This is a genomic window from Cellulomonas avistercoris (genome assembly GCF_014836445.1).
In the GTDB taxonomy this organism is placed as follows: Bacteria; Actinomycetota; Actinomycetes; order Actinomycetales; family Cellulomonadaceae; genus Cellulomonas; species Cellulomonas avistercoris.
This window is the reverse complement of sequence record NZ_JACSQV010000001.1, coordinates 1-22,653: the sequence shown is the minus strand read 5'-3', so window position 1 is coordinate 22,653 and position 22,653 is coordinate 1. Positions and strand designations below refer to the sequence as shown.

Here is a 22,653-nt window from a genome sequence, read left to right as displayed (position 1 = left end):
CTCGGGTTCAGAGCGGCGCGTCGACGTCGACGAGCACACGCTCGCCGTCGACGGTCACGGGGTAGACGGGGACGGGCTTGATCGCGGGCGGTGACAGCGGCTTGCCGGAGCGCAGGTCGAACCTCGACCCGTGCAGCCAGCACTCCACCGTGCAGTCCTCGACCTCGCCGTCGGACAGGGAGACGGCACCGTGCGAGCAGATGTCGCTGATCGCGTGCCAGTCGCCGGACTCGTCACGGACGACGGCGACCTCGACGGGTCCCGTCTCGCCCTCGAGCTCGACGCGCAGCGTGCCGGCGACGGGCACGTCCGCGGTGTAGCAGGCCAGCTGGGCGCTCATGCACGCTCCGTGGAGAGCGCGGCCTCCGAGCCCTCGACGTGCGGCTCGGTGCCGAGGATCGCCGACATGGACTTCTCGAGCTCCGCGTCGATGGCGGCCGTGAGCCGCTCCTCGACCTCGGGGACACCGATCTCCTGGATGAGCTCGGCGAAGAAGCCGCGGACCACGAGGCGACGCGCGTCGGTCTCGGGGATGCCGCGCGAGCGCAGGTAGAAGAGCTGCTCGTCGTCGAACCGGCCGGTCGCGCTGGCGTGGCCGGCACCCTCGATGAGGCCCGTCTCGATCTCCAGGTTCGGCACCGAGTCCGCGCGCGCGCCGTCCGTCAGGACGAGGTTGCGGTTGAGCTCGTAGGTGTCCGTGCCCTCGGCGGCCGCGCGGATGAGCACGTCGCCGACCCACACGGTGTGGGCGCCGACGCCCTGCAGCGCGCCCTTGTACGTCACGCGGGACACGCAGTTCGGGACCGCGTGGTCGACGAACAGGCGGTGCTCCTGGTGCTGCGCCGCGTCGGCGAAGTACAGCCCGAGCGCCTTGACGGACCCGCCCTCGCCGACGAACTCGGTGTCGGGCGTGACGCGCACGACGTCGCCGCCGAGCGTGACGACGATGTGCTTGACGGACGCGTCGCGGCCGATCCGCACGCGGTGGCTCGCGGCGTGGACCGAGCCGGGGGCCCAGTCCTGCACCGACACGACCGTGAGGTGCGCACCGTCCTCGGCCACGATCTCGACCGTCTCGGTGAGGTTCGCGTGCCCGACGTGGTCGAGCACGACGACGCCCTGCGACAGCGGCTCGGCGTGGACGAGCAGGTGGGTGGCCGTCGGCTCGAGCGGCGCGTCGGCCAGGCCGGCACCCTCGACGCCCTCGACGACGATCGACGTCACCTTGGAGGAGACCGACTCGCGCGGCAGCGTCACGACGGTCGCGCGGTCGAACGACGCCCACGCGGTCGCGGCGGCACGGTCGCCGGGCTTGCCGGCGGTGCCGAGGCGCGCGTCGTCGCGGTCGACGATCTCGACGCGGACCTCGGGCGCCTCGACGACGGTCGTCAGGACGCCGCGCCCGGTCAGGATGCCGTCGCTCGCGGCCGCGAACAGACCCGCGAACCGGTCGACCGGGGCGAAGCGCCACTCCTCCTCGCGCCCGGTGGGCACGGGGAAGTCGGCGACGTCGAAGCTCGTGGGCCGCGACGCGCGCGACGACTCGGGCACGAGCCCGCCGTGCGTGTGGGCGCCGTCGGCGACGGCGAGGGAGTGGTCCGTGGAGAGGCCCGCGGTGGGTGCCGTCTCGTTCGTGGTGGTCGTCATCAGCCGACGGCCCCTTCCATCTGCAGCTCGATGAGGCGGTTGAGCTCGAGCGCGTACTCCATGGGCAGCTCGCGCGCGATGGGCTCGACGAACCCGCGCACGATCATGGCCATGGCCTCGGTCTCGGTCATGCCTCGGGACATGAGGTAGAACAGCTGGTCCTCGCTCACGCGGGACACCGTGGCCTCGTGGCCCATCGACACGTCGTCCTCGCGGACGTCGACGTACGGGTAGGTGTCCGAGCGCGAGATCTGGTCCACGAGCAGCGCGTCGCACAGCACGTTGGACGCCGAGTGCTCGGCCCCCTCGAGGATCTGCACGAGCCCGCGGTACGACGTCCGCCCGCCGCCGCGCGCGACGGACTTCGAGACGATCGACGACGACGTGTGCGGTGCGGCGTGCACCATCTTCGAGCCCGCGTCCTGGTGCTGGCCCTCGCCCGCGAACGCGATCGAGAGCGTCTCGCCGCGTGCGTGCTCGCCCATGAGGTAGATCGCGGGGTACTTCATGGTCACCTTGGAGCCGATGTTGCCGTCGACCCACTCCATCGTCGCGCCCTCGGCCGCGGTCGCCCGCTTGGTGACGAGGTTGTAGACGTTGTTCGACCAGTTCTGGATGGTCGTGTACCGCACGCGGGCGTTCTTCTTGACGATGATCTCGACGACCGCCGAGTGCAGCGAGTCCGACTGGTAGATCGGCGCGGTGCAGCCCTCGACGTAGTGCACGTAGGAGCCCTCGTCCGCGATGATCAGCGTCCGCTCGAACTGGCCCATGTTCTCGGTGTTGATCCGGAAGTAGGCCTGCAGCGGGATCTCGACGTGCACGCCCGGCGGGACGTAGACGAACGAGCCGCCCGACCACACCGCGGTGTTGAGCGCCGCGAACTTGTTGTCCCCGGACGGGATGACCGAGCCGAAGTACTGCTCGAAGATCTCCGGGTGCTCACGCAGCGCGGTGTCGGTGTCGAGGAAGATGACGCCCTGCTCCTCGAGCGACTCCTGGATCTGGTGGTAGACGACCTCGGACTCGTACTGCGCCGCGACGCCCGAGACGAGCCGCTGCTTCTCGGCCTCGGGGATGCCGAGCCGGTCGTACGTGTTCTTGATGTCCTCGGGCAGGTCCTCCCAGCTGGTGGCCTGCTTCTCCGTGGACCGCACGAAGTACTTGATGTTGTCGAAGTCGATGCCCGACAGGTCCGCACCCCACCAGGGCATGGGCTTCTTGTCGAACAGCCGCAGGGCCTTCAGGCGCGTCTTGAGCATCCACTCGGGCTCGTTCTTGAGCCGCGAGATGTCGCGCACGACGTCCTCGGACAGGCCGCGGCGCGCGACCGAGCCGGCGACGTCGGGGTCGTGCCAGCCGAAGGTGTAGTTGCCGATGGAGGCGATCGCCTCGTCCTGGCTCAGCGGCTCTGCGGCCGCCGGCCGGGTGGCCGTGTCGTCCGTGGGTGCGCTCATCGTGTCGGTCCTTCCGTCGAGTGCACGGGGGCTGGGGGGTTCGGGGTCGGAGCGGGGAGGGCCGCGTGGGCCGTCCCGCCGAGGACGGGGTCGTCAGGGGGTCCGGTGCCGCCCGGGGCGGACGCGCGGGTCGGGACGGTCGGGATGCTCGTGGTGCACACGTGGCCGCCGGACGTGAGCGTCGAGAGCCGCTGCACGTGCACGCCGAGCAGACGGCCGAACGCCCGCGCCTCCGCCTCGCACAGCTGCGGGAACTGCGCGGCCACCTCCTGCACCGGGCAGTGGCCCTGGCACAGCTGGACGACCGACGTGCCGGGCACCGGGCGCACCGAGGCGGCGTAGCCGTCCCCCGCGAGCGCCTGCGCCAGCGCCTCGGCACGTGCCGCGACGTCGGGGCCCGCGGCGTCCACCGCGGCGGCGTGCCGCTGCTCGAGCTCGCGCACGCGGTGCTCGGCGAACTGCTCCACCGCCTGCGGCCCGGCCGCGTGCGCGAGGAAGCCCAACGCGTCCGCGGCGATCTCGGCGTAGCGGTGGGACAGCGCCGTCTGGCCCTGGCCGGTGACGACGTAGCGACGGGCGGGGCGTCCGCGGCCGCGGGACGCGGCACGGCCGCGGTGGACGGTGACCTGGTCGGCGAGCTCGAGCGCCTGCAGGTGCCGGCGGACGCCGGCGGCGGCGAGGTCGAGCGCGGACGCGAGGTCCGCGGCGCTGACAGGGCCGTCGGCGGCCACGATCTGCAGGATGCGCCGGCGCGTGGACGCCTCGTGGTCGCTCACCGCGTCGGGGGTGCGGTCGACGACAGGCGTGGGACCTGTCATGCGCACCTCCGGGAGCCATGGCGCGGACCCTCGGGCGGGTCCGGACGCGACGAACGCAGAACGGCGTTCGATATCGGCAACATCCTTGTTGCCGAAATCCATCCCCGCAAGCAAGGCGTACCTTCGTCGGCCCTCGCACGCGCGTGCCGCGTGCCTCACGTCACACCCGGGCGGCGGCCTGCCACGCGTCGTGCTCCGCGCCGCTGCGCGCGGCGCCCGTGCTCGCTGCGCGGCTGCTCGCCGCCGCGAGCGCGATCCGGCTCGACTCGATCTGGTCCGCCGGCGCGCCGTCGCGCGTGCGGCGCTCGAGCGCCGAGGTGAAGAGGTGGACCGCCTCCACGCACCGGCCCGCGTCGTAGCGCACCTTGCCCTGCCCCTGGTCGGCGAACGCGAGGACTGCCGAGCAGTCGCGCCGCGTCGCCTCGTCGACGTCGTGACGCACGATGGTGGCCTGCGCCGCGCGACGGACCGCGTCCACGGCGACGTCCGCGGCGTCGAACCGGTGGCGCCAGTGGAGCACCTGGGCGAGCCGCAGCAGGGGCCGCCACGCTGCCGCCGGCACGTCGTGACCACCCGGGCGGGGCACCTGCTCGAGCGACGCCGGGCCCCCGTGGCGCGCGACGTCGGACCATGCGAGCTGCTCCGCCGAGGCGAGCGCACCGAGGATCCGCAGCCACACCACGCGCTCACCGTCGCCGTCGACCCCCCGGCGCTCCAGCAGCTCCACGTGCTCCCACGTCGCGCTCACGTCGAGCGGGACCTCGCGCAGGGACGTCGTGTCGATGCGGTACGTGACCACGGTGCCTCCCGGCGTGTCTCGGACGCACGGGGATGGTCCGGACGCACCCCCTGCGCGCGTACGTTAGGACGCACCGCGCACGTGCCGTCCGCGGTGTCCACGACCAGGACACCAGCCGGGCGCCACGCCACGGGCACGAGCGCCTAGACTCGCGCCCCGTGCCGCACTCCCCCGCCGTCGAGGTCCGCGGCCTCGTCAAGAGGTACGACGGACGCGCCGTCGTCGACGGCCTCGACCTGTCCGCGCCCGTCGGTCGCGTGACCGCCGTCCTCGGGCCCAACGGCGCCGGCAAGACGACCACCGTCGAGTGCTGCGAGGGCCTGCGCGCGCCCGACGCGGGCACCGTCCGCGTCCTGGGGCTCGACCCGGTCGCCGACGGCGCGGCCCTGCGGCCGCTCGTCGGTGTGATGCTGCAGGACGGCGGCCTGCCGACGGGCGTGCGCGCCCGCGAGATGCTCGACCACGTCGCCCGCATGTACGCGACGCCCCTGGACACCGACGCGCTGGCCGAGCGGCTCGGCCTCGGCGCCTTCGCCCGCACCACGGTGCGCCGCCTGTCGGGCGGGCAGCGGCAGCGCCTCGCGCTGGCCGTGGCGGTCGTCGGGCGTCCGCGCGTCGTCTTCCTCGACGAGCCGAGCGCCGGCATGGACCCGCAGTCCCGGCTCGCCGTGTGGGAGCTCGTGCGCGAGCTGCGCGACGGCGGTGCCGCCGTCATCCTCACGACGCACCTCATGGAGGAGGCCGAGGGCCTCGCCGACCACGTCGTGGTCGTGGACCACGGCCGGGTGCTCGCGCAGGGCAGCGTCCCCGAGCTGCTCACGGCCGGCGCCGACGCGCAGGGCGCGGCGACCCTGGTGGTGCACGCCGCCGGGGACGTCGACCCCGCGGGGCTGCGCGACCGGCTCGGTGCCGGCTTCGCGGTCGAGCGCCGTTCCGGCTCGACCCTCGCCGTCACCGGTGCGGTGGGGCCCGCGACCGTCGCCGCCGTCACGGCCTGGTTCGCGTCGCACGACGTGCTCGTGACGCGGCTCGACCTGGGGCGGCGCACGCTCGAGGACGTCTTCCTCGACCTGACCGGACGGAGCCTGCGATGACCGCCCCGGTCCCCGACGTGCACGCCGGCGCGGGCGTACAGCGCGCGGCCCCCGCCACGCGCCGCGTGCTCGCGCAGGCCGCGTTCGAGGCACGCATGATCCTGCGCAACGGCGAGCAGGTGCTGGTCGCCGTCGTCATCCCCGTCCTGGCGCTGGTCGGTCTCGTCAAGGGCACCTTCGTCGAGATCGACACCGACGGCCTGTCGCGGGCCGACTTCCTGACGCCCGGTGTGCTGGCCCTCGCCGTGATGACCGCGTCCTTCACGTCGCAGGCCATCGCGACCGCCTTCGACCGGCGCAACGGCGTCCTGCGCCTCATGGCGACGACGCCGCTCGGCCGTGGCGGGCTGCTGTCCGGCAAGGTGCTCGGCGTCCTGGCCGTCGAGGCGGTGCAGGTGGTCCTGCTGGGCGCCGCCGCGTTCGCGCTGGGGTGGCGTCCCGACGCGGCGGGCGTCGTGCTCGCGCTGCTGGGCGTCGCGCTCGGCACCGGAGCGTTCACCGCGCTGGCACTCCTGGTGGCCGGCACGCTGCGCGCCGAGGCCGTGCTCGCGCTGGCCAACCTGCTGCTGCTCGTGCTCGCGCTGGGCGGCGGTGTGATCGTGCCCGCCGAGCGCCTGCCCGGGCCGCTCTCGACGGTCGCGGCGTGGTTGCCGTCGGGTGCGCTCGGCGACGTCCTGCGCGGTGCCCTCGTCGACGGTGCGCTGCCGCTCGTCCCGGTGCTGGTGCTCGCCGGCTGGACCGTGGCGCTGGGCGCCCTGGCGGCGCGCCTGTTCCGCTGGCACTGAGTCCCTCGACGCGTCGGCCGCGTGACCCGGTCGGTGAGACGTACGCCGCACGCCGGGGCGGCTCGTCGGGGCCGGAGCGCCGCACGCGCGACCTACGCTGGACCACGTGACCGGCACCTTGCCCTCCCCCGACCCCGCGTCCCGGAGCGAGCTCCCGCCCCGGGAGCGCACCTCCGTCCTCGTCCGAGGGTCCGACCTGCTCGACCGCCTGCGTCCGCGCTGGACGAAGCCGGCGGTCGTGGCGAACCTCGTGGCGCAGATCGGCATCGTCGTGACCGGCGGCGCGGTGCGGCTGACCGGCTCCGGGCTCGGGTGCTCCGACTGGCCGTACTGCGAGCCGGGCCGGTTCACGCCCGAGTTCCACTCCGAGATGACGATCCACCCGCTCATCGAGTTCGGGAACCGCACCCTGACGGGCGTCCTCGTCGTGCTGGCACTGGCCGTCGCCCTGCTCGCGGGGCTCGACCGGACCCGCTCGCTGTCGTACCGCAGGCTGGCCTGGGCGCCGCTCGTGGGCGTCGTGGTCCAGGCCGTCGTCGGGGGCATCACGGTGCTGGTCGACCTGCACCCGGCGATCGTCGGGTCGCACTTCCTCATCTCCGCGGCGCTCATCGCCGTGTCCGCGTGGCTCGTGGTCCGCAGGCGTGAGGGCGACGGGCCGGTGGTGCCGGTCGTCGACGCACGCGTCCGCACGCTGGCGCGCGGGCTCGCGGTGCTCGGCGCGGTGGTCGTCGCCCTGGGGGTCGTGGTCACGGGGGCGGGGCCGCACTCGGGCGACGAGGAGGTCGGCTACCGGTTCGCCGTCGACCCGTACGCGATGGCACGGGTGCACGCGCTGTCCGTGTGGGCCTTCGTCGGGACCCTCGCCGTGATCCTGCTGCTGCTGGTCCGCGCACGACGGGCCGTGCCCGCAGGACCGTCGTACGAGCGCGCCGACGGTCGTCCGCAGCCCGCGCGGGGCATCGCCCCGGTCGCCGTCCCGGTGGCGACGGCCGGCGTGGCCCGGGCGCTGCGCTCGGGTCTCGTGCTGCTGGCCGTCACCCTGGGCCAGGGGCTCATCGGGTACGTGCAGCTGTTCACCGGGCTGCCGATCGCGCTGGTCAACCTCCACATGCTGGGGGCCGGCCTGCTGATCGCCGCGATCGCGCTCTTCCTCGGGACGCTGCGCCACCGCGCCGCCGCCTGAGCGCGGCGAGCCCGGGACCGCTCGGGTCCCGGGCCCGCTCGTCGGCGCACGCGGTCAGGCGGGGCTGACCTCGGTGAGGTTCGCCCACCCGGCCGCACGGGCGGCCGCCGCGGCGAGCACGCCCGTCACGGTCGTCGGGCTGTGCAGGCGGCCCGCCAGGACACCGGCGACGGCCTCGTCGAGCGGCACCCACACGGGGACCATCGCCGCCTCCTCCTCGCCGCGCACGTACCGCTCGTCCTGCGGCACGGGCGTGAGGTCGCGCGCGAGGAACACCGTGATGCGCTCGTCCGACCCGCCGGGCGAGCTGAAGTACTCGACGAGGCGCCACCACCGGCCGGCGACGAGGTCGGCCTCCTCGGCGAGCTCGCGTGCCGCGGCCGCGACGAGGTCCTCGTTCTCGACGTCGAGCAGACCGGCCGACGGCTCCCACAGGACGTGCCGCACCGGGTGCCGGTACTGCGAGAGCAGCAGCACGCGGTCCTCGTCGTCGAGCGCGATCACGGCGACGGCACCGGGGTGGTCGACGTACTCGCGCACGACCTCGCCGTCGTCGAGACGCACCGTGTCGGACACCAGGTCCCACACCCGTCCCTCGTGCAGCAGCCGGTGCTCCACGACGTCCCGCTCGCACGGGACGTCGACGAGCGGTCCGTCGCTCACGCGCCGGCCCGCGCCGCGAGCGCCGCGGCGACCAGGCCCGCGAACAGCGGGTGCGCCCGCGTCGGGCGGGACTTGAACTCCGGGTGCGCCTGCGTCGCGACGTAGTACGGGTGCTCCTCGCGCGGCAGCTCGACGAACTCGACCAGGGACCGGTCCGGCGACACCCCCGAGATCACGAGGCCGGCGGCCTCGAGCTTGTCGCGGTAGGCGTTGTTGACCTCGTACCGGTGGCGGTGCCGCTCGGACACGTGCTCGGAGCCGTAGACCTCCGCCACGACCGACCCGGGGGCGAGCCTGGCGTCGTACGCGCCCAGGCGCATCGTGCCGCCGAGGTCGCCCGCGCCGTCGACGATGGAGAGCTGCTCCTCCATCGTCGCGATGACGGGGTGGGCCGTGTCGGGGTCGAACTCGGAGGACGACGCGCCCTCGAGCCCGGCGACGTTGCGGGCGTACTCGATGACCATGCACTGCAGGCCGAGGCACAGGCCCAGCGTCGGGACCTTGCGCTCGCGCGCCCAGCGCAGGGCGCCGAGCTTGCCCTCGATGCCGCGCACGCCGAACCCGCCGGGCACGAGCACCGCGTCGACACCGCCGAGCGCCTCCTGCGCGCCCTCGGGCGTGCGGCAGTCGTCGGACGGGACCCAGCGGATCGTGACCCGCGCGTCGTGGTGGAAACCGCCGGCGCGCAGCGCCTCGGTGACCGAGAGGTACGCGTCGGGCAGGTCGATGTACTTGCCGACGAGCGCGACCTCGAGCTCGTGCGCGGGGGCGTGCACGCGCGTCAGCAGGGCGTCCCAGCCGCTCCACTCCACGTCGCGGAACGGCAGGCCGAGGCGCTGCACGACGTACGCGTCCAGGCCCTCGGAGTGCAGCACGCGCGGGATGTCGTAGATGCTCGGCGCGTCCTTCGCGATCGCGACCGAGTCGACGTCCACGTCGCAGAACAGCGCGATCTTGCGCTTGATCGACTCGGGGACCTCCCGGTCGGCGCGCAGGACGATCGCGTCGGGCTGGATGCCGATGCTGCGCAGCGCCGCCACGGAGTGCTGCGTCGGCTTGGTCTTGAGCTCGCCCGACGGCCCGATGTACGGCAGCAGCGACACGTGCAGGAAGAACACGTTGTCGCGGCCCAGGTCGTGCCGCACCTGGCGCGCGGCCTCGAGGAACGGCTGCGACTCGATGTCGCCGACCGTGCCGCCGATCTCCGTGATGATCACGTCGACGTCGTCGGACGCCTGCGAGCGCATGCGCGCCTTGATCTCGTCGGTGATGTGCGGGATCACCTGGACGGTGTCGCCCAGGTACTCCCCGCGCCGCTCCTTGGCGATGACGTTGGAGTACACCTGACCCGTCGTGACGTTCGCCGAGCCGACGAGGTCGACGTCGAGGAACCGCTCGTAGTGGCCCACGTCGAGGTCCGTCTCGGCACCGTCCTCGGTGACGAACACCTCACCGTGCTGGAAGGGGTTCATGGTGCCGGGGTCGACGTTGAGGTACGGGTCGAGCTTCTGCATCGTGACCCGCAGGCCCCGAGATCGCAGGAGTCGACCGAGGCTGCTGGCCGTCAGGCCCTTGCCCAGAGAGGAGGCGACGCCTCCGCTGACGAAGATGTGCCGGGTCAGAGAGTCCGACCGCCCGGAGAGTCGATGTGCGCGATCCATCACGGGCTTCCACGCTACCCGACGTCGGGGCCGTCCACGTCCGGCGGCCCGCCCGGCGCGCCGATCGGGACGTCAGTGCCGTACGCCGTCGGTGGGCGGCAGGGGTGCCGGCTCGGCCGCGACGACGCCCTTGAGGGTGCTGGGGTCGAGCACCATGACGGCGGCCGCGACGACGGTCGCCGCCACCACCGCCGCACCGGCCGCGGCACCGGTCGCGCTCCACACGTCGTCGCCCACGAGGTCGAGGACCGTCGAGGCGACCGCGCGGCCGGCCACCGCGCCCCCGCACGCCGCACCGATCGCGACCACCGTCGTGCGCAGCATCCCCGACAGGGCGGCGGAGCCCGCCGCCCGCCGGAGCACGACGACGGCCGCGATCCCGCCCGCCGTCATCCCCAGCGACGTCGCGAGCCCGATCGCGCGCAGGACCGCCGACCCGTCCGTGCCCGTCACGAGGAGCAGCACCGGTGCCAGCACGGCGACGCTCCCCCACCCGACGACGTTCGCCGCGACCGCCGCGCGCGGTCGCTCGACCGCGTAGAGGGTCCGCGAGACGTGGAACATGACCGCGAGGCCGACCACGCCCGGCGACATCCAGGTGAGCAGCACGGTCATCGCCTCGATCACCCCGTCGGCGCCGGGCGAGACCCGCGCGAAGACGGTCGCCACGGCAGCGGCGGCGGCGAGCACGGCAGCGGCGCCCAGCGCGCCGACCGCGAGCACCGCGCGCGTGGTCACGGCGGACATGCGTGCGAACCGGCCGGCGTCGCCGGCGGCCGCGTACGCGGCCACGCGGGGAAACGTGGAGGTCGCCAGGGGGACGACCAGGACGGCGTAGGGCAGCAGGTAGATCTGCTGGGAGTACACGACGGCGGAGAACCCGCGGCCGTCGTGCGGGAGCAGGCCGTTCGCCATCAGCCACACGACGAGCACCGACACCTGCTGCGCGGCGACCGAACCCACGCCGGCGAGCGCCAGCGCACGGAACCGCGTGCCGGCGTCCCCGGGGAAGCGCAGCGTGGGCGTCAGGCGGACACCCAGGCGCCGCACCGGACCGATCACGGGCAGGCACATGGCGACCACCCCGGCGGTGGTGCCCCAGGCGAGCACGTCGAGCGCGCCGGCCGCGAGCGCCGTGGGGTCGCTCGTCTCGCCGTCGGCCATGGCGCCGTAGACGGTGAAGGTGACGATGAGCACGAACGAGTTGAGGATCGGCGCGAACGCGGGCCAGAAGAACCGCTTGTGGGCCTGCAGGACGCCGTACAGCAGCACCGTGACGCCGTAGACGGGGACCTGGACCGCGAAGACGAGCACGAAGAACCGCACCGTCGACGCCATGACGGCGTCGTCGCCCGCGTAGTCGCCCACCACGCCGCTCAGCGCGGCCAGCAGCACGCCGACGGGCAGCAGCACGAGCAGGACCCACCCGAGTGCGGCCGACACGACCCGCGCGACCTGGTCGCGGTCGGCGCGCGCGACCGGCGCGGCCAGGAGCGGCACCACGGCTCCGGCCAGGGCACCGCCGGCGGCGATCTCGAACAGCACGTTCGGCAGCAGGTTGGCCGCGCTGTAGGCGTCGTTGATCGCCTCCGTCCCCACCGTGGACGCCTGCACGATCGTGCGCACGAGGCCCAGCACGCGGCTGACGACGGTGATCGCCGCGATCATCGCAGCGGCGCCCACCAGGCCCTGGAGCGCGCGACGCACCCCGGTGCTCATGACGCGACGGGTCCGCCCGCGGCGGCGCCACTCGCGGCGGACGACACCGGGCGCCGGCCCCACGCGTCGAGCTCGCGCAGCACGGGCGTGCGCTCGATGACGCGCGTGAAGCTCACGCGCTCGCTCGCGAGCGTCAGTGCCACCACGACACCGAGGACCGCCAGGCGCACGGGACGGGGCGCCCCCAGCACGACGGCCGTGCCCAGGACCGCACCGACGGCGTTGGCCCCCGCGTCACCGAGCATGTCGGTCTCCGCGAGGTCGGCCTCCACGGCCGTCGACGCGGCGCCGAGCACGGCGCAGGCGGCGGCACCGCCCGCGGTGCCGACCAGGGGCACGGCGGCCAGCGAGGCGGCCTTCAGCGCGCGCCCGGGACGCAGGTCGAGGAGGTTGAGCAGGTTGGCGGCGCCGGCGACGAGCGCCGCCGGCGCGAGGGTGTCGGCCCCCCGTGCCAGCGGCCGCGTCGCGACCCCTCCGGCGGGCGGGGCGACGGCCGCCGCCACGAGCGCGCTCGCGCCGATGCCGAGCACCTTGAGGCCACCGGTCGTGACGTGCCCGCGTGCGAGCGCTCCCAGGTGCCCGCGCAGACCCTTGGTCCGCGTCTCGGAGTCCTCGCGCAGGTCGTCCACCAGCCCGAACGTCGCTCCGCCGAGGGCCGCGACGGCGGTCGCGAAGGTGGCGCGCGCGCCCCCGCCGACCAGTGCCCCCGCGAGGACACCCGCCGCCACGGCAGGTCCCTCCAGGAGGCTCACGGGCTCACCCCGGTGGTTGGTGCGCGTCCACGTCGCCGCACCGCCGGGAGGCTGCCAGTCGAGGCCGCCGCGCGTCACCGCGGTGGCGACACCCGCGACCACGGCCGGCAGGACGCGGCGCGGTGCGCTCACCCCTCACCACCGGGGTTGGCGTCACCGGCGTCCCCGGTGGCGTCCGGGACGTCGCCGGCACCGGCGCCGGCGTCGGGCAGCGCGGGGCTGCGGTCGACGGGCGGCAGCTGCACGGCCGGCGGCAGGACCGTCAGGTCGTCCCCGTAGCCGTAGTGCCCGGGCTGCTGGGCGATGTCCGCCGCCAGGGCGAGCGGCACGGTCACCTGCCCGCTCACCGTCGTGGTGTCCGCCACGGTCGTGACGCCGCCGAGCTCGTCGTCGCCGCGCACGGCGGCCACGAGGGAGTCGTCCGACGGCGCTGCCTGGGCGACCACGACGCCCTGCGCCAACCGCTCGGCGGCCGCGACGAGCGCCAGCTGCGGGTCGAGACCGGCGGGGGTCTCCTCGGTCGTCGCGGCCGGTCCGCCCGCCTCGGGCGTCGCGCCCGCGACGAGCACGACGGCGTCGGCCGGCTGCGTGACGTCCTCGGTGAACGTCACGAGCGCCTGGTCGCCCTCGGCGAGCACGTCGAGGAGGGACGAGGCGTTCTCCGACAGCCCGTCGGGCGAGGCCGAGTCGCCACCGACCAGCCCGGCGACCAGCGCCTCGGCCAGCTCGGTGTCGGTGCCGGCGTCGGACGCGGGCGGCTCGTCGAGGTACGAGACGAGGGTGCCCGCGAGCGTCCGTCGGTACGTCGTGAGCGCGGGGTCGGTCCAGGTGTCGTTGACCGTCGCCGTGGCCGACACGGTCGCGCCGGCCTGGGCGAACCGCTCGGTGAGGTCCGTGACCTGGTCCTCGGGGACCTCCCCGACCAGCACGAGCGCCACGCGCCGGTCGGTCAGCGTCCCGGCGAGCAGCCGCTCACCCGAGGCGGACACGAACGCCTCCTCGGCGGCCAGGTCGCTCCCGGTCTCGTCGAGCTGCGTGCGCAGGCCCTCCTTCTCGGCGCGCAGCGCCTGGACCTGACCCGTCAGCGTGTCGCCGATGGTCTCCTTCAACGGGCCGGCGCCGAGCGCGATCCCGACGGCGAGCGCGAGGAACACGGAGATGAGCGAGACGATGTGGTACCGGAAGTCGATCACAGGGTGGGCTCTCGATCGGGTGCGCGACGCGTCGCGGCAGGACGTGCGAACAGGGGGCGGGCGGGGCTCGTCACGGCGATCCGCCGAACAGTGCGCCCACCCAGGAGACGAGGTCGTCGACGCGGGCGCCGAACAGACCGAACAGGGTCTGGCCCGCGGTGGTCGAGGCGAGCGCCACACCGAGCGCGAACAGCCCGGCGAGCGACAGCAGCGTGAGCTGCACGTTCGAGATCCGGTGCTGGTAGAGCTGGGACACGCCCTTGGCGTCGACGAGCTTGCCGCCGACCCGCAGCCGCGTGAGGAACGTGCTCGCCATGCCCGAGCGCCCCTTGTCGAGGAACTCGACCAGGGTGGCGTGCGTCCCCACCGCGACGATGAGCTCGGCGCCCTTGTCGTCGGCCAGCAGCATCGCGACGTCCTCGCTGGTGCCCGTCGCCGGGAACACGACGTGCGGGACGCCCAGCTGCTCGACGCGTGCGATGCCGGGCGCCCGCCCGTCGCGGTAGGCGTGGACGACGACCTCGGCACCGCACTGCAGCGCACGGTCGGAGACCGAGTCCATGTCGCCGACGATCATGTCCGGGCGCCACCCGGCGTCGAGGATCGCGTCCGCGCCGCCGTCCACACCGATGAGCACCGGCCGGTACTCGCGGATGTACGGGCGCAGCGTGACCAGGTCCTCCTTGTAGTGGTACCCGCGCACCACGATGAGCACCTGGCGCCCGTCGATCCGGGTGTCGATGTCGGGCACGCCGACACCGTCCAGCAGCAGCTCGCGCTCGCGACGCAGGTAGTCCATCGTGTTCGCGGCGAACGACTCGAGCTGCACGGACAGCCCCTCGCGGGCCTCCGCCATCGTCGCCGCCACGCTCTCGGCGGTCTGCGCGACGCCTTCGGCGACGAGGGTCTCGCCGTCGAAGACCGCACCGTCGACGACGCGCAGGACGTGCCCCTCGGTCAGCCCCATCACGTCGGGACCGAGGTCGTCGACGAGCGGGATCCCGGCCTCCACGAGGATCTCGGGCCCGAGGTTCGGGTACCTGCCCGAGGTGGAGCGGGCGGCGTTGAGCACCGCGGCGGGTCGGCACGCGACCAGGGCCTCGGCCGAGACCCGGTCGAGGTCCAGGTGGTCGATCACCGCGATGTCACCGGGCTTCAGCCGCTTCGTCAGGCCCTTGGTGCGGGGGTCGACACGGGCAGGCCCGACGACCTCGGCGTCATCGGTCGGGGGCGTGCGGCGGCGCAGGGAGACTCTCATCGGGGCTCATCGTCCCACGGACTGGGCCAGCAGCTCCGCTGCGTGGGCCCGTGCCGTGGCCGAGTCGTCCTGGCCGGAGAGCATGCGGGCGAGCTCGCGCACCCGGTCGTCCCCCGTCACCTCGCGCACGTCCGACTCGGTGACGACGTCGACGCCGTCCGCGACGGACTTCGTCACGACCAGGTGCCGGTCGGCGCACGCGGCGACCTGGGCCAGGTGCGTGACGACGAGCACCTGGGTCCCGCGCGCGAGCCTCGCGAGCCGCTCCCCCACCTGCGTGGCGGCCCGGCCTCCGACGCCCGCGTCGACCTCGTCGAACACGAACGTGCCGGGCGTCGCGGCGCCCGACCCCTCGGCGGTCGCGAGGGCGACCTCGAGCGCGAGCATCACGCGTGACAGCTCACCGCCCGACGCACCCTTGCCGAGCGGGCGGGCGGGCGCACCCGCGTGCGGCACCAGCAGCATCTCCACGTGGTCCGCGCCGTGGGGACCCGGCTCGTCGGCGGGCTCGACACGGACCTCGAGCCGCGCGGCCGCCATCGCCAGGCTCGCGAGCTCCTCGGTCACGGCGTCGGCCAGCCGGGCCGCCGCCCGCGTGCGGGTCGCGGTGATGGTCGCGGCGAGGTCACGCACGCGTGCGTCGAGCGCGTCACGCCGAGCCGTGAGCTCGGCCACGCGCTCCTGCCCCCCGTCGAGGTCGAGCAGGCGGTCGGACGCGCCGCGCGCCCACTCCAGCACGGCGCCGACGTCCTCGCCGTAGCTGCGCGTGAGCCCCGTCAGCTCGGCCCGGCGACGCTGCACCGCGTCGAGCCGCGCCGGGTCCGCCTGCAGGTCCTGCACGTAGGCCGAGAGATCCGCCGCCAGGTCGGCCAGCAGGTAGCCGGCCTCGGCGGCACGGGCCGCGAGGTCCGCGAGCGCGCTGTCGTGGTGGCCCGCGTGCTCGAGCGACCGGCGTGCCTCCTCGACGAGCACGACCGCCGCCGCTCCGACGTCGGCCGCGTCCTCGTCCCCCACGAGCGCCACGTGCGCACCCGCGGCGGCGGCGCGCAGGTCCTCGGCGTTGCCGAGCCGCTCCGCCTCGGCGGCGAGCTGGAGGTCCTCCCCCGGCTGCGGCGCCACCCGTTCGACCTCGGCCAGCCCGAGCCGCAGCAGCTCGGCCTCGCGTGCGCGCTCCTGCGCCCGCGCGACGCGGTCGTCGAGCTCGGCCTGCACGCGCGCCCGCTCCGCCCACGTCGTGGCGTGCTCCGCGATCACGGCGGCGTGCTCCGGCCCGGCGAAGGCGTCCAGCGCGGCGCGCTGCCGCACGGCGGAGCGCAGGCGCATCTGGTCGGCCTGACCGTGCACCGTCACGAGCTCCTCGGCGATCTCGGCGAGCAGGCCCTGCGGCACCGAGCGGCCACCGAGGAATGCGCGCGAGCGTCCGGGCGAGTCCGGCGTGCTTGCCCCCACGGTCCGCAGGACGACCAGCGTGCCGTCGTCGTCGACCTCCGCGCCCGCGTCGCGGGCGCGCTCGAGCGCCGGCGACCCGGGCGCCAGCAGCACCCTGCCCTCGACGGCCGCGCCCGTCGCACCGGTACGGACGGTGGCCGGGTCGGCGCGGCCACCCAGGAGCAGGCCGAGCGCCGTGAGCACCATCGTCTTGCCCGCGCCGGTCTCGCCCGTGAGCACGGTCAGACCGGCGCCCAGGCGCACGTGCGCGCGCCCGATGACCCCGAGGTCCTCGATCCGGATCTCGTCGATCACCGCACGCCCTCCTCGTCGTCCCGGTGGGCACCGCGCCAACCGACGACGGGCAGGTCGAACTTCTGCACCAGGCGCGTCGTGAAGGGCGCGGGGTTGAGCCGCGCGAAGCGCACGGGCACGTCGCTCACGCGGACCTCGATCCGGGTGCCGCGGGCGACGGGCACCTGGCGGCGGCCGTCGCACGTGACGACCGCGGTCGACGGCGAGCGCTCGAGCACCTCGACCGCGAGCACGCTGCTCGGGCCCATGACGAGCGGGCGCGCGAAGAGCGTGTGCGCGGCGAGCGGGACGAGCACCATCCCGCGCACGTCGGGCCACACGACGGGACCGCCCGCGGAGAACGCGTGCGCGGTGGAGCCCGTCGCGGACGCGGCGACGAGACCGTCGCAGCCGAACGACGACAGGGGGCGGCCGTCGACCTCGATGACGACCTCGATCATGCGCGCCGGGTCGGTCTTCTCCAGCGCGGCCTCGTTGAGCGCCCAGCAGTCCTGCACCGTGCCCGCGGCGTCGATGACCCGGACCTCGAGGGTCGAGCGCTCCTCGACGTCGTAGTCGCCGTCGGTCAGCCGCCGCACGGCCGTCGCGACGTCGGCCGGCTCGATCTCGGCGAGGAAGCCGACGTGACCGAGGTTGACGCCCAGCAGGGGCACGTCCGTGCCGCGCGTGAGCTCGGCGGCACGCAGGATCGTGCCGTCACCGCCGAGCACGACGGCCAGCTCGAACGGCGGCAGCTCGTCCGGGGTGGTGTCCTGCGATGCGGTGACCGTCTCGACGCCGGCCGCGCTCAGCGCGCGCAGCACGGCCTCGGTGGCCGCGACCGCCTCCGGCCGGCCGCTGTGCCGCACGACGAGCGCGCGCCGCGTCACCGGGACCACCCCGTGCCCGCCGCGGCCCGCACGGCGGCCGTGACGACGTCGGGGACGTCGACCGTCAGAGGCGACCGCGCGGGATCCGGGGCCAGTGCCCACAGGACGAACTCGACGTTGCCGTGGGTGCCGGGCAGGGTGCTGGGTCGCACGTCACGCACTACCGCTCCGTGTGCCGCTGCGCTGTCGCAGACACCCGTGACCGCGGCGTGCCACAGGTCGGGATCGCGCACCACGCCGTCCGAGCCCAGCCGCTCCCGCCCCACCTCGAACTGCGGCTTGACCAGCAGCACGAGGTCTGCGCCGGGTGCCGCCACGGCGAGCAGCGGCTCCAGCACGAGCGTCAACGAGATGAAGGACAGGTCCGCGACGACGAGGCCGGGCGCAGGCACCACGTCGCCCGCGCGCAGGTCGCGGACGTTGACGTGCTCGCGGACCTCGACACGCGGGTCCTCGCGCAGCCGGGCGACGAGCTGTCCGTGCCCCACGTCGACCGCGACGACACGCGACGCACCCCGCCGCAGCAGCACGTCGGTGAACCCGCCCGTGCTCGCACCGGCGTCGAGGCACACGCGGCCGGCGACCTGCGGACCGTCCGTCCCGTACGCGTCCAGCGCGTCCGCGAGCTTGTACGCCGCACGCGACGCGTACCCGGGGTCGTCGGGAGCGACGTCCACGCGGACGTCCTGACCGTCGTCGACCTGGGTCGCGGGCCGGCGGACCGCAGCGCCGTCCACGCGCACCCGCCCGGCGGCCAGGAGGTCGCAGGCGTGCCCGCGCGAGCGCGCGAGGCCGCGCCGCACGAGCTCGGAGTCGAGCCGGGCCGTCATCGTCGTGACCGTCATCCCTCGGCGTCCGCCAACCGGTCCTGCAGGGCACCGTGCACGTCCTCGAACGTGCCGACCTGCGTGCGCAGGTCCTGGAGCTCGACGTCCGTGAGGCGGCTCAGCGCCTCGTCCACGGCGTCGTCACCCGTCAGCGGGACCTCGGCGCCGGTCCCGCCGGTGCTCTGCTCGGGCTCGCTCACGTCACGTCCTTCCTTCGACCTGCGCGTCATGGGTCTCCTCCGACCGGCGCGCGTCCACGCTACCTGTCGGCGGCGACGTGGGTGGCCCACCACCCACAGGGCGGTGCCCGCGTCAGCGCAGGAGCTCGGGCACCGTCGACGGATCGACGACGCCTCCGCGGTCGACCGCGTCCCACGCGGCTGCGCACGCGGCCCGCACGAGGTCGACGGGGTCCTGCGGCGCGCCCCGCAGCTCGAGCGCCCCGGACACGACCCGCGCGGCAGCGCCGCGGCACGACCACCAGCCGTCGTCGGGGAGCGGCTCGGGATGGGCCGCGAGCAGCGCCCGCAGGTCGGCCGCGAGGTAGTGCGGCCGCTCGCCCGGCACCGCGAGCACCGCGTCGCGCGCGGTGCTCACGCCCGTGAGGACGTGCAGGCCCGGGATGTCACCCGCGCGCGCACCCGCGAGGTCGGTGTCGAGGCGGTCCCCGACCACCAGGGGGCGCGTCGCCCCCGCACGGTCCACGGCGAGCCGGTACATCGTCGGCGACGGCTTCCCCGCGCTCGACGGCTCGATGCCGGTGGCGGCCCGCACCGCACCGACGAGCGCACCGTTGCCGGGCGCGAAGCCGCGCGCGGTCGGCAGGCTCAGGTCGAGGTTCGAGGCGACGTGCCACGCACCCGACCGCACCGCATAGGCGGCCTCGGCCAGCTGGGCCCACCCCACCTCGGGGGCGAACCCCTGCACGACCGCGACCGGGCCGTCGTCGGCCGAGGCCACGATCCGGTAGCCCTTGGCAGCGACCGCGGTGTGCAGGCCCGCGCCGCCCACGACGAGCACGGGCTCGCCGGTGGGCACGCGCGTCGCGAGCAGCTCGGCCGCGGCCTGCGCCGCCGTCATCACCTCGTCGGCGCGCGTCGGGATGTCGAGGCCGCTCAGCTGCTCGGCGACCGCCTCCGGCTCCCGCGACGCGTTGTTGGTGACGAACACCAGCCGCATGCCGGCGGCTCGCGCACCGGCCAGACCCTCGGCGGCACCGTCGATCGGCTCGTGACCGCGGTAGGCCACACCGTCCAGGTCCACGAGCGCCAGGTCGTAGCGCTCCGCGAGCGGCTCGTCGCAGCCCAGCAGTCCGCGTTCGGTCACCGTGCGTCCTCCTGCGTGACGGACTCGTCGGACGCCACGACGTCGCCCACGGGCTCGGCGCTCGCGTCGACGGTCTCGACAGCCTCGGCCTCGACAGCCTCAGGCACCTCCGGCTCGTCAGCCGCCGGGTTCTCGTCGGACGTGATCTCGGCCGCCTCCTCGCCCTCCTCGTCCTCCGTGAGGTCGTACACCACGACCTCGTCGTGCTCGGTCGTGTTGCCGGCAGCCTCGTCGAGCACGTCCTGCGGGAAGTCCGCGAGCTCGGCTGCTGCCTCGTCCGCGCGTCCGGCGGCCTCGAGTGCCGCCGCACGGGCCTGCGCGACACGCGCCGCCACGAGTCCCCGCGCCGCACGCACGGTGGGGCTCGAGAGCACGGCGACCGCCGCCTCGGGCTGACCGAGGTCGAGCCGGGCGCCGCTCACGACGATCGCGAGCTCGATCTGCGTCTCGGTGTCGAGGGTCTCGGCCTCCGGCTCCTGCGACAGCGTGATCGCGCGCTCGGGCCTCCCGAGGCCCCGCTCGGCGTCGGCCATGATCGCCAGGTGCTCGGAGGAGCCGTTGAGCCGCCGCACGGTCCGCAGCTCACGCAGCGCCTCCGCGTAGCGACCCGTGCGGTACGCAGCGAGACCGGCGGCCTCACGCACGACGTCGACGCGTCCCGCCCGACGCACCGCAGCCTGGGCGTGCTCGTACGCAGCCTCGGCGTCGTCGTCGAGCAGGCGGCCGACCATCACGAGGTGACGACCGACGCGCTCGGCGTTCTCCTTGCTGAGAGTGCGCAGGCGCCCGCGGACGTCGCGGTCCAGCAGCGAGAACGTCACGTCCTCGGGCACCGCAGGATCCGGCACACGGGCCTCGCGCTCGTCGCCGAACGTCGACGCGCCCTCGCGCGCCGGACGGTCCGCGCCCCGCTCGGGTCGGGCACCCGGCCCGGACGACCGGTCACCGCTGCTCCACGAGGACCGCGACCCGGCGTCGGCGGATCGACCCGGCCGCTCCGAGGCGCCCCGCTCAGGACGCCCACCCTCCCGGGCCGACGATCCGCCACCGCCGGCCGGACGACCACCGTCGCGGTAGGAGGACCCGCCACCGGTCGGACGACCACGGTCGCCGTAGGACGGACGCCCCTCACCGGACGGACGCCCGCCGTCACCGAACGAACGACCGGCCCCACCTGCGGGACGACCAGCGCCGCCGCTGGGACGACCACCGTCGCGGTAGGAGGGTGCGCCGCCCGCCGGACGACCACGGTCGCCGTACGACGGACGTGCCTCACCGGACGGACGCCCGCCGTCACCGAACGAACGACCGCCGCTCGGCGGACGGCCTGCGCCGCCGGCCGGACGACCGCCGTCACGGTACGAAGACCCACCACCGGTCGGACGACCGCCGTCATCGTACGAACGACCGCCACCACCAGCGGGACGACCAGCGTCGCGGTAGGACGAGCCGCCCGCAGGACGACCGCCGTCACCGAACGTACGACCGCCGCTCGGCGGACGGCCTGCGCCACCGGCCGGACGACCGCCGTCACGGTAGGACGACCCACCACCGGTCGGCCGACCGCGGTCGCCGTAGGACGGACGGCCCTCACCGGACGGACGCCCGCCGTCACCGAAGGAACGACCGGCACCTGCGGGACGACCGCCGCCGCCGGCCGGACGACCGCCGTCGCGGTAGGAGGACCCGCCCGCAGGACGACCGCCGTCACCGAACGTACGACCGCCGCTCGGCGGACGGCCTGCGCCGCCGGCCGGACGGCCACCGTCACGGTAGGACGACCCACCACCGGTCGGCCGACCGCGGTCGCCGTAGGACGGACGGCCGTCACCAGACGGACGCCCGCCGTCACCGAAGGAACGACCAGCGCCACCCGCAGGACGACCAGCGCCGCCGGGGGGACGACCACCGTCACGGTACGACGAAGCACCGGTGGGCCGACCACCGTCACGGTACGACGACCCGCCGGCGGGCCGACCACCGTCACGGGGAGGCCGTGCGCCGCCGTCGCGACGGTCACCGGCACCTGTGCGACCGGCACCGCCCGACGACCGCTCGTACGAGCTCGCCCCGCGCGCCGCGCCCCGGTCGGAACCGAACTGCCCTGCTCCACGCTGCCGGTCGTCGCCACGACGCGCGTCCGGGGCGCCTGCGGACCGCCGCTCACCGGACCAGGCACCCGTGGCGCGATCCTGCCGCGGCCCGCGGACCCCCGCACCGCCCGCGGCCGTGGGACGCACACCTCCGGTACGCGGGCGCTCGGACCAGCCGCCGCGCGACGCCCCTTCGTCGCGGCCCTGCGCGCCGTAGGGACGTGCCCCACGGTCGTCACGGGACGGACCGCCGGCCCGTCCAGCGCCGAAGGCTCCGCGACCCGCCGAGGAGCCGCCCGAGCGCCCACCGCCGTCGCGGGCGGCACCACGGGCACCGCCGCCGCTCGAGTACGGGGCCCGCGCGCCGGCGTCGCGCCCGCGGGAGCCACCACCGGTCGCCCCCGCACGGGGCGGGCCGCTCCTGCGGGGCCGGTCCTGGTCGCCCGAGCTGCTGGGCACGTCGCTGTTCATCTGTACTCCTCGATCGATCGCCTACCACCATCGTCCCACCACCGCGAGCACCCGACGCACCACTGCGGCCGAACGAGCGCGTTCGTCTCGCCACAGGGCGCGTTTCGACCACGAGCTCCGGGCGGGATCGATAAGCACGCGGCTGTGGAGCGCGCACTTCGTCGGGGAACGACGAAGCGCGGACTTCGTCGGGGAACGACGAAAGGCCCACCCCCTGAGGGGTGGGCCTTTCGTTGAATGATTGTCCGGCGGCGTCCTACTCTCCCACACCCTGGCGGGTGCAGTACCATCG

At 74.9% G+C, this 22,653-nt stretch carries 20 protein-coding genes; 3 read left to right on the top strand and 17 right to left on the bottom strand.

Going from position 1 to position 22,653, the window contains the following annotated elements; all coding sequences use genetic code 11:
- Window positions 1-7: 7 nt before the first annotated feature.
- The 5 genes from H9657_RS00100 to H9657_RS00080 all read right to left on the bottom strand — a co-directional run bounded on the left by H9657_RS00100 (window position 8) and on the right by H9657_RS00080 (window position 4,721).
- The gene (locus H9657_RS00100) at window positions 8-340 is read right to left on the bottom strand and encodes a non-heme iron oxygenase ferredoxin subunit (protein ID WP_191779130.1); all 333 of its coding nucleotides are present in this window, start codon (window positions 338-340) and stop codon (window positions 8-10) included.
- On the bottom strand, window positions 337-1,647 hold the full coding sequence (gene sufD, locus H9657_RS00095; RefSeq protein WP_191779128.1) for a Fe-S cluster assembly protein SufD: 1,311 nt from the start codon (window positions 1,645-1,647) through the stop codon (window positions 337-339). The genes H9657_RS00100 and sufD overlap by 4 nt, the downstream gene beginning before the upstream one ends.
- On the bottom strand, window positions 1,647-3,104 hold the full coding sequence (gene sufB / locus H9657_RS00090; protein WP_191779126.1) for a Fe-S cluster assembly protein SufB: 1,458 nt from the start codon (window positions 3,102-3,104) through the stop codon (window positions 1,647-1,649). Before sufB ends, sufD begins: the two co-directional genes overlap by 1 nt.
- A complete protein-coding gene (locus H9657_RS00085; RefSeq protein WP_191779125.1) occupies window positions 3,101-3,922 on the bottom strand; it encodes a helix-turn-helix transcriptional regulator in 822 nt (273 codons plus the stop codon). Before H9657_RS00085 ends, sufB begins: the two co-directional genes overlap by 4 nt.
- Window positions 3,923-4,082: 160 nt before the next feature.
- Complete coding sequence (locus H9657_RS00080; RefSeq protein WP_191779123.1) at window positions 4,083-4,721, bottom strand: hypothetical protein; 639 nt, start codon at window positions 4,719-4,721, stop codon at window positions 4,083-4,085.
- A 158-nt stretch (window positions 4,722-4,879) separates the two neighbouring features.
- Here H9657_RS00080 and H9657_RS00075 point away from each other — a divergent pair, with 158 nt between their 5' ends.
- The 3 genes from H9657_RS00075 to H9657_RS00065 all read left to right on the top strand — a co-directional run bounded on the left by H9657_RS00075 (window position 4,880) and on the right by H9657_RS00065 (window position 7,786).
- The gene (locus H9657_RS00075) at window positions 4,880-5,815 is read left to right on the top strand and encodes an ABC transporter ATP-binding protein (protein ID WP_318241192.1); all 936 of its coding nucleotides are present in this window, start codon (window positions 4,880-4,882) and stop codon (window positions 5,813-5,815) included.
- Entirely contained in the window at window positions 5,812-6,600 is a 789-nt protein-coding gene (locus H9657_RS00070) for an ABC transporter permease (RefSeq protein WP_191779119.1), read from the top strand. Before H9657_RS00075 ends, H9657_RS00070 begins: the two co-directional genes overlap by 4 nt.
- 196 nt (window positions 6,601-6,796) lie before the next feature.
- The gene (locus H9657_RS00065) at window positions 6,797-7,786 is read left to right on the top strand and encodes a COX15/CtaA family protein (protein ID WP_191779901.1); all 990 of its coding nucleotides are present in this window, start codon (window positions 6,797-6,799) and stop codon (window positions 7,784-7,786) included.
- Window positions 7,787-7,840: 54 nt separating this feature from the next.
- On the opposite strand, the gene H9657_RS00060 is transcribed toward H9657_RS00065, so the two are convergent.
- From H9657_RS00060 to H9657_RS00005, 12 genes are all read right to left on the bottom strand, one after another.
- Window positions 7,841-8,449, bottom strand: a complete 609-nt coding sequence (locus tag H9657_RS00060) for an NUDIX domain-containing protein (protein WP_191779117.1) — start codon at window positions 8,447-8,449, stop codon at window positions 7,841-7,843.
- Entirely contained in the window at window positions 8,446-10,110 is a 1,665-nt protein-coding gene (locus H9657_RS00055) for a CTP synthase (protein ID WP_318241190.1), read from the bottom strand. The genes H9657_RS00060 and H9657_RS00055 overlap by 4 nt, the downstream gene beginning before the upstream one ends.
- A gap of 72 nt (window positions 10,111-10,182) precedes the next feature.
- Window positions 10,183-11,829, bottom strand: coding sequence for a murein biosynthesis integral membrane protein MurJ (gene murJ, locus H9657_RS00050; RefSeq protein ID WP_191779115.1), 1,647 nt, complete (start codon window positions 11,827-11,829; stop codon window positions 10,183-10,185).
- A complete protein-coding gene (locus H9657_RS00045) occupies window positions 11,826-12,713 on the bottom strand; it encodes a hypothetical protein (RefSeq protein ID WP_191779113.1) in 888 nt (295 codons plus the stop codon). Before H9657_RS00045 ends, murJ begins: the two co-directional genes overlap by 4 nt.
- Window positions 12,710-13,774, bottom strand: a complete 1,065-nt coding sequence (locus tag H9657_RS00040; RefSeq protein WP_191779111.1) for a copper transporter — start codon at window positions 13,772-13,774, stop codon at window positions 12,710-12,712. The genes H9657_RS00045 and H9657_RS00040 overlap by 4 nt, the downstream gene beginning before the upstream one ends.
- Window positions 13,775-13,844: 70 nt before the next feature.
- Complete coding sequence (gene steA, locus H9657_RS00035; RefSeq protein ID WP_191779109.1) at window positions 13,845-15,032, bottom strand: putative cytokinetic ring protein SteA; 1,188 nt, start codon at window positions 15,030-15,032, stop codon at window positions 13,845-13,847.
- Between the two features lie 6 nt (window positions 15,033-15,038).
- Window positions 15,039-16,775 (bottom strand): DNA repair protein RecN, encoded by a 1,737-nt coding sequence (gene recN / locus H9657_RS00030; protein ID WP_191779107.1) that lies wholly within the window; start codon window positions 16,773-16,775, stop codon window positions 15,039-15,041.
- On the bottom strand, window positions 16,772-17,644 hold the full coding sequence (locus H9657_RS00025) for an NAD kinase (RefSeq protein ID WP_191779105.1): 873 nt from the start codon (window positions 17,642-17,644) through the stop codon (window positions 16,772-16,774). Before H9657_RS00025 ends, recN begins: the two co-directional genes overlap by 4 nt.
- The gene (locus H9657_RS00020; protein WP_191779897.1) at window positions 17,641-18,474 is read right to left on the bottom strand and encodes a TlyA family RNA methyltransferase; all 834 of its coding nucleotides are present in this window, start codon (window positions 18,472-18,474) and stop codon (window positions 17,641-17,643) included. The genes H9657_RS00025 and H9657_RS00020 overlap by 4 nt, the downstream gene beginning before the upstream one ends.
- A gap of 11 nt (window positions 18,475-18,485) precedes the next feature.
- On the bottom strand, window positions 18,486-18,671 hold the full coding sequence (locus H9657_RS00015) for a hypothetical protein (protein ID WP_191779103.1): 186 nt from the start codon (window positions 18,669-18,671) through the stop codon (window positions 18,486-18,488).
- A gap of 112 nt (window positions 18,672-18,783) precedes the next feature.
- Entirely contained in the window at window positions 18,784-19,797 is a 1,014-nt protein-coding gene (locus H9657_RS00010; protein WP_191779101.1) for an HAD-IIA family hydrolase, read from the bottom strand.
- Window positions 19,794-20,630, bottom strand: a complete 837-nt coding sequence (locus H9657_RS00005) for a hypothetical protein (protein ID WP_318241189.1) — start codon at window positions 20,628-20,630, stop codon at window positions 19,794-19,796. Before H9657_RS00005 ends, H9657_RS00010 begins: the two co-directional genes overlap by 4 nt.
- Between the last annotated feature and the right edge of the window lie 2,023 nt (window positions 20,631-22,653).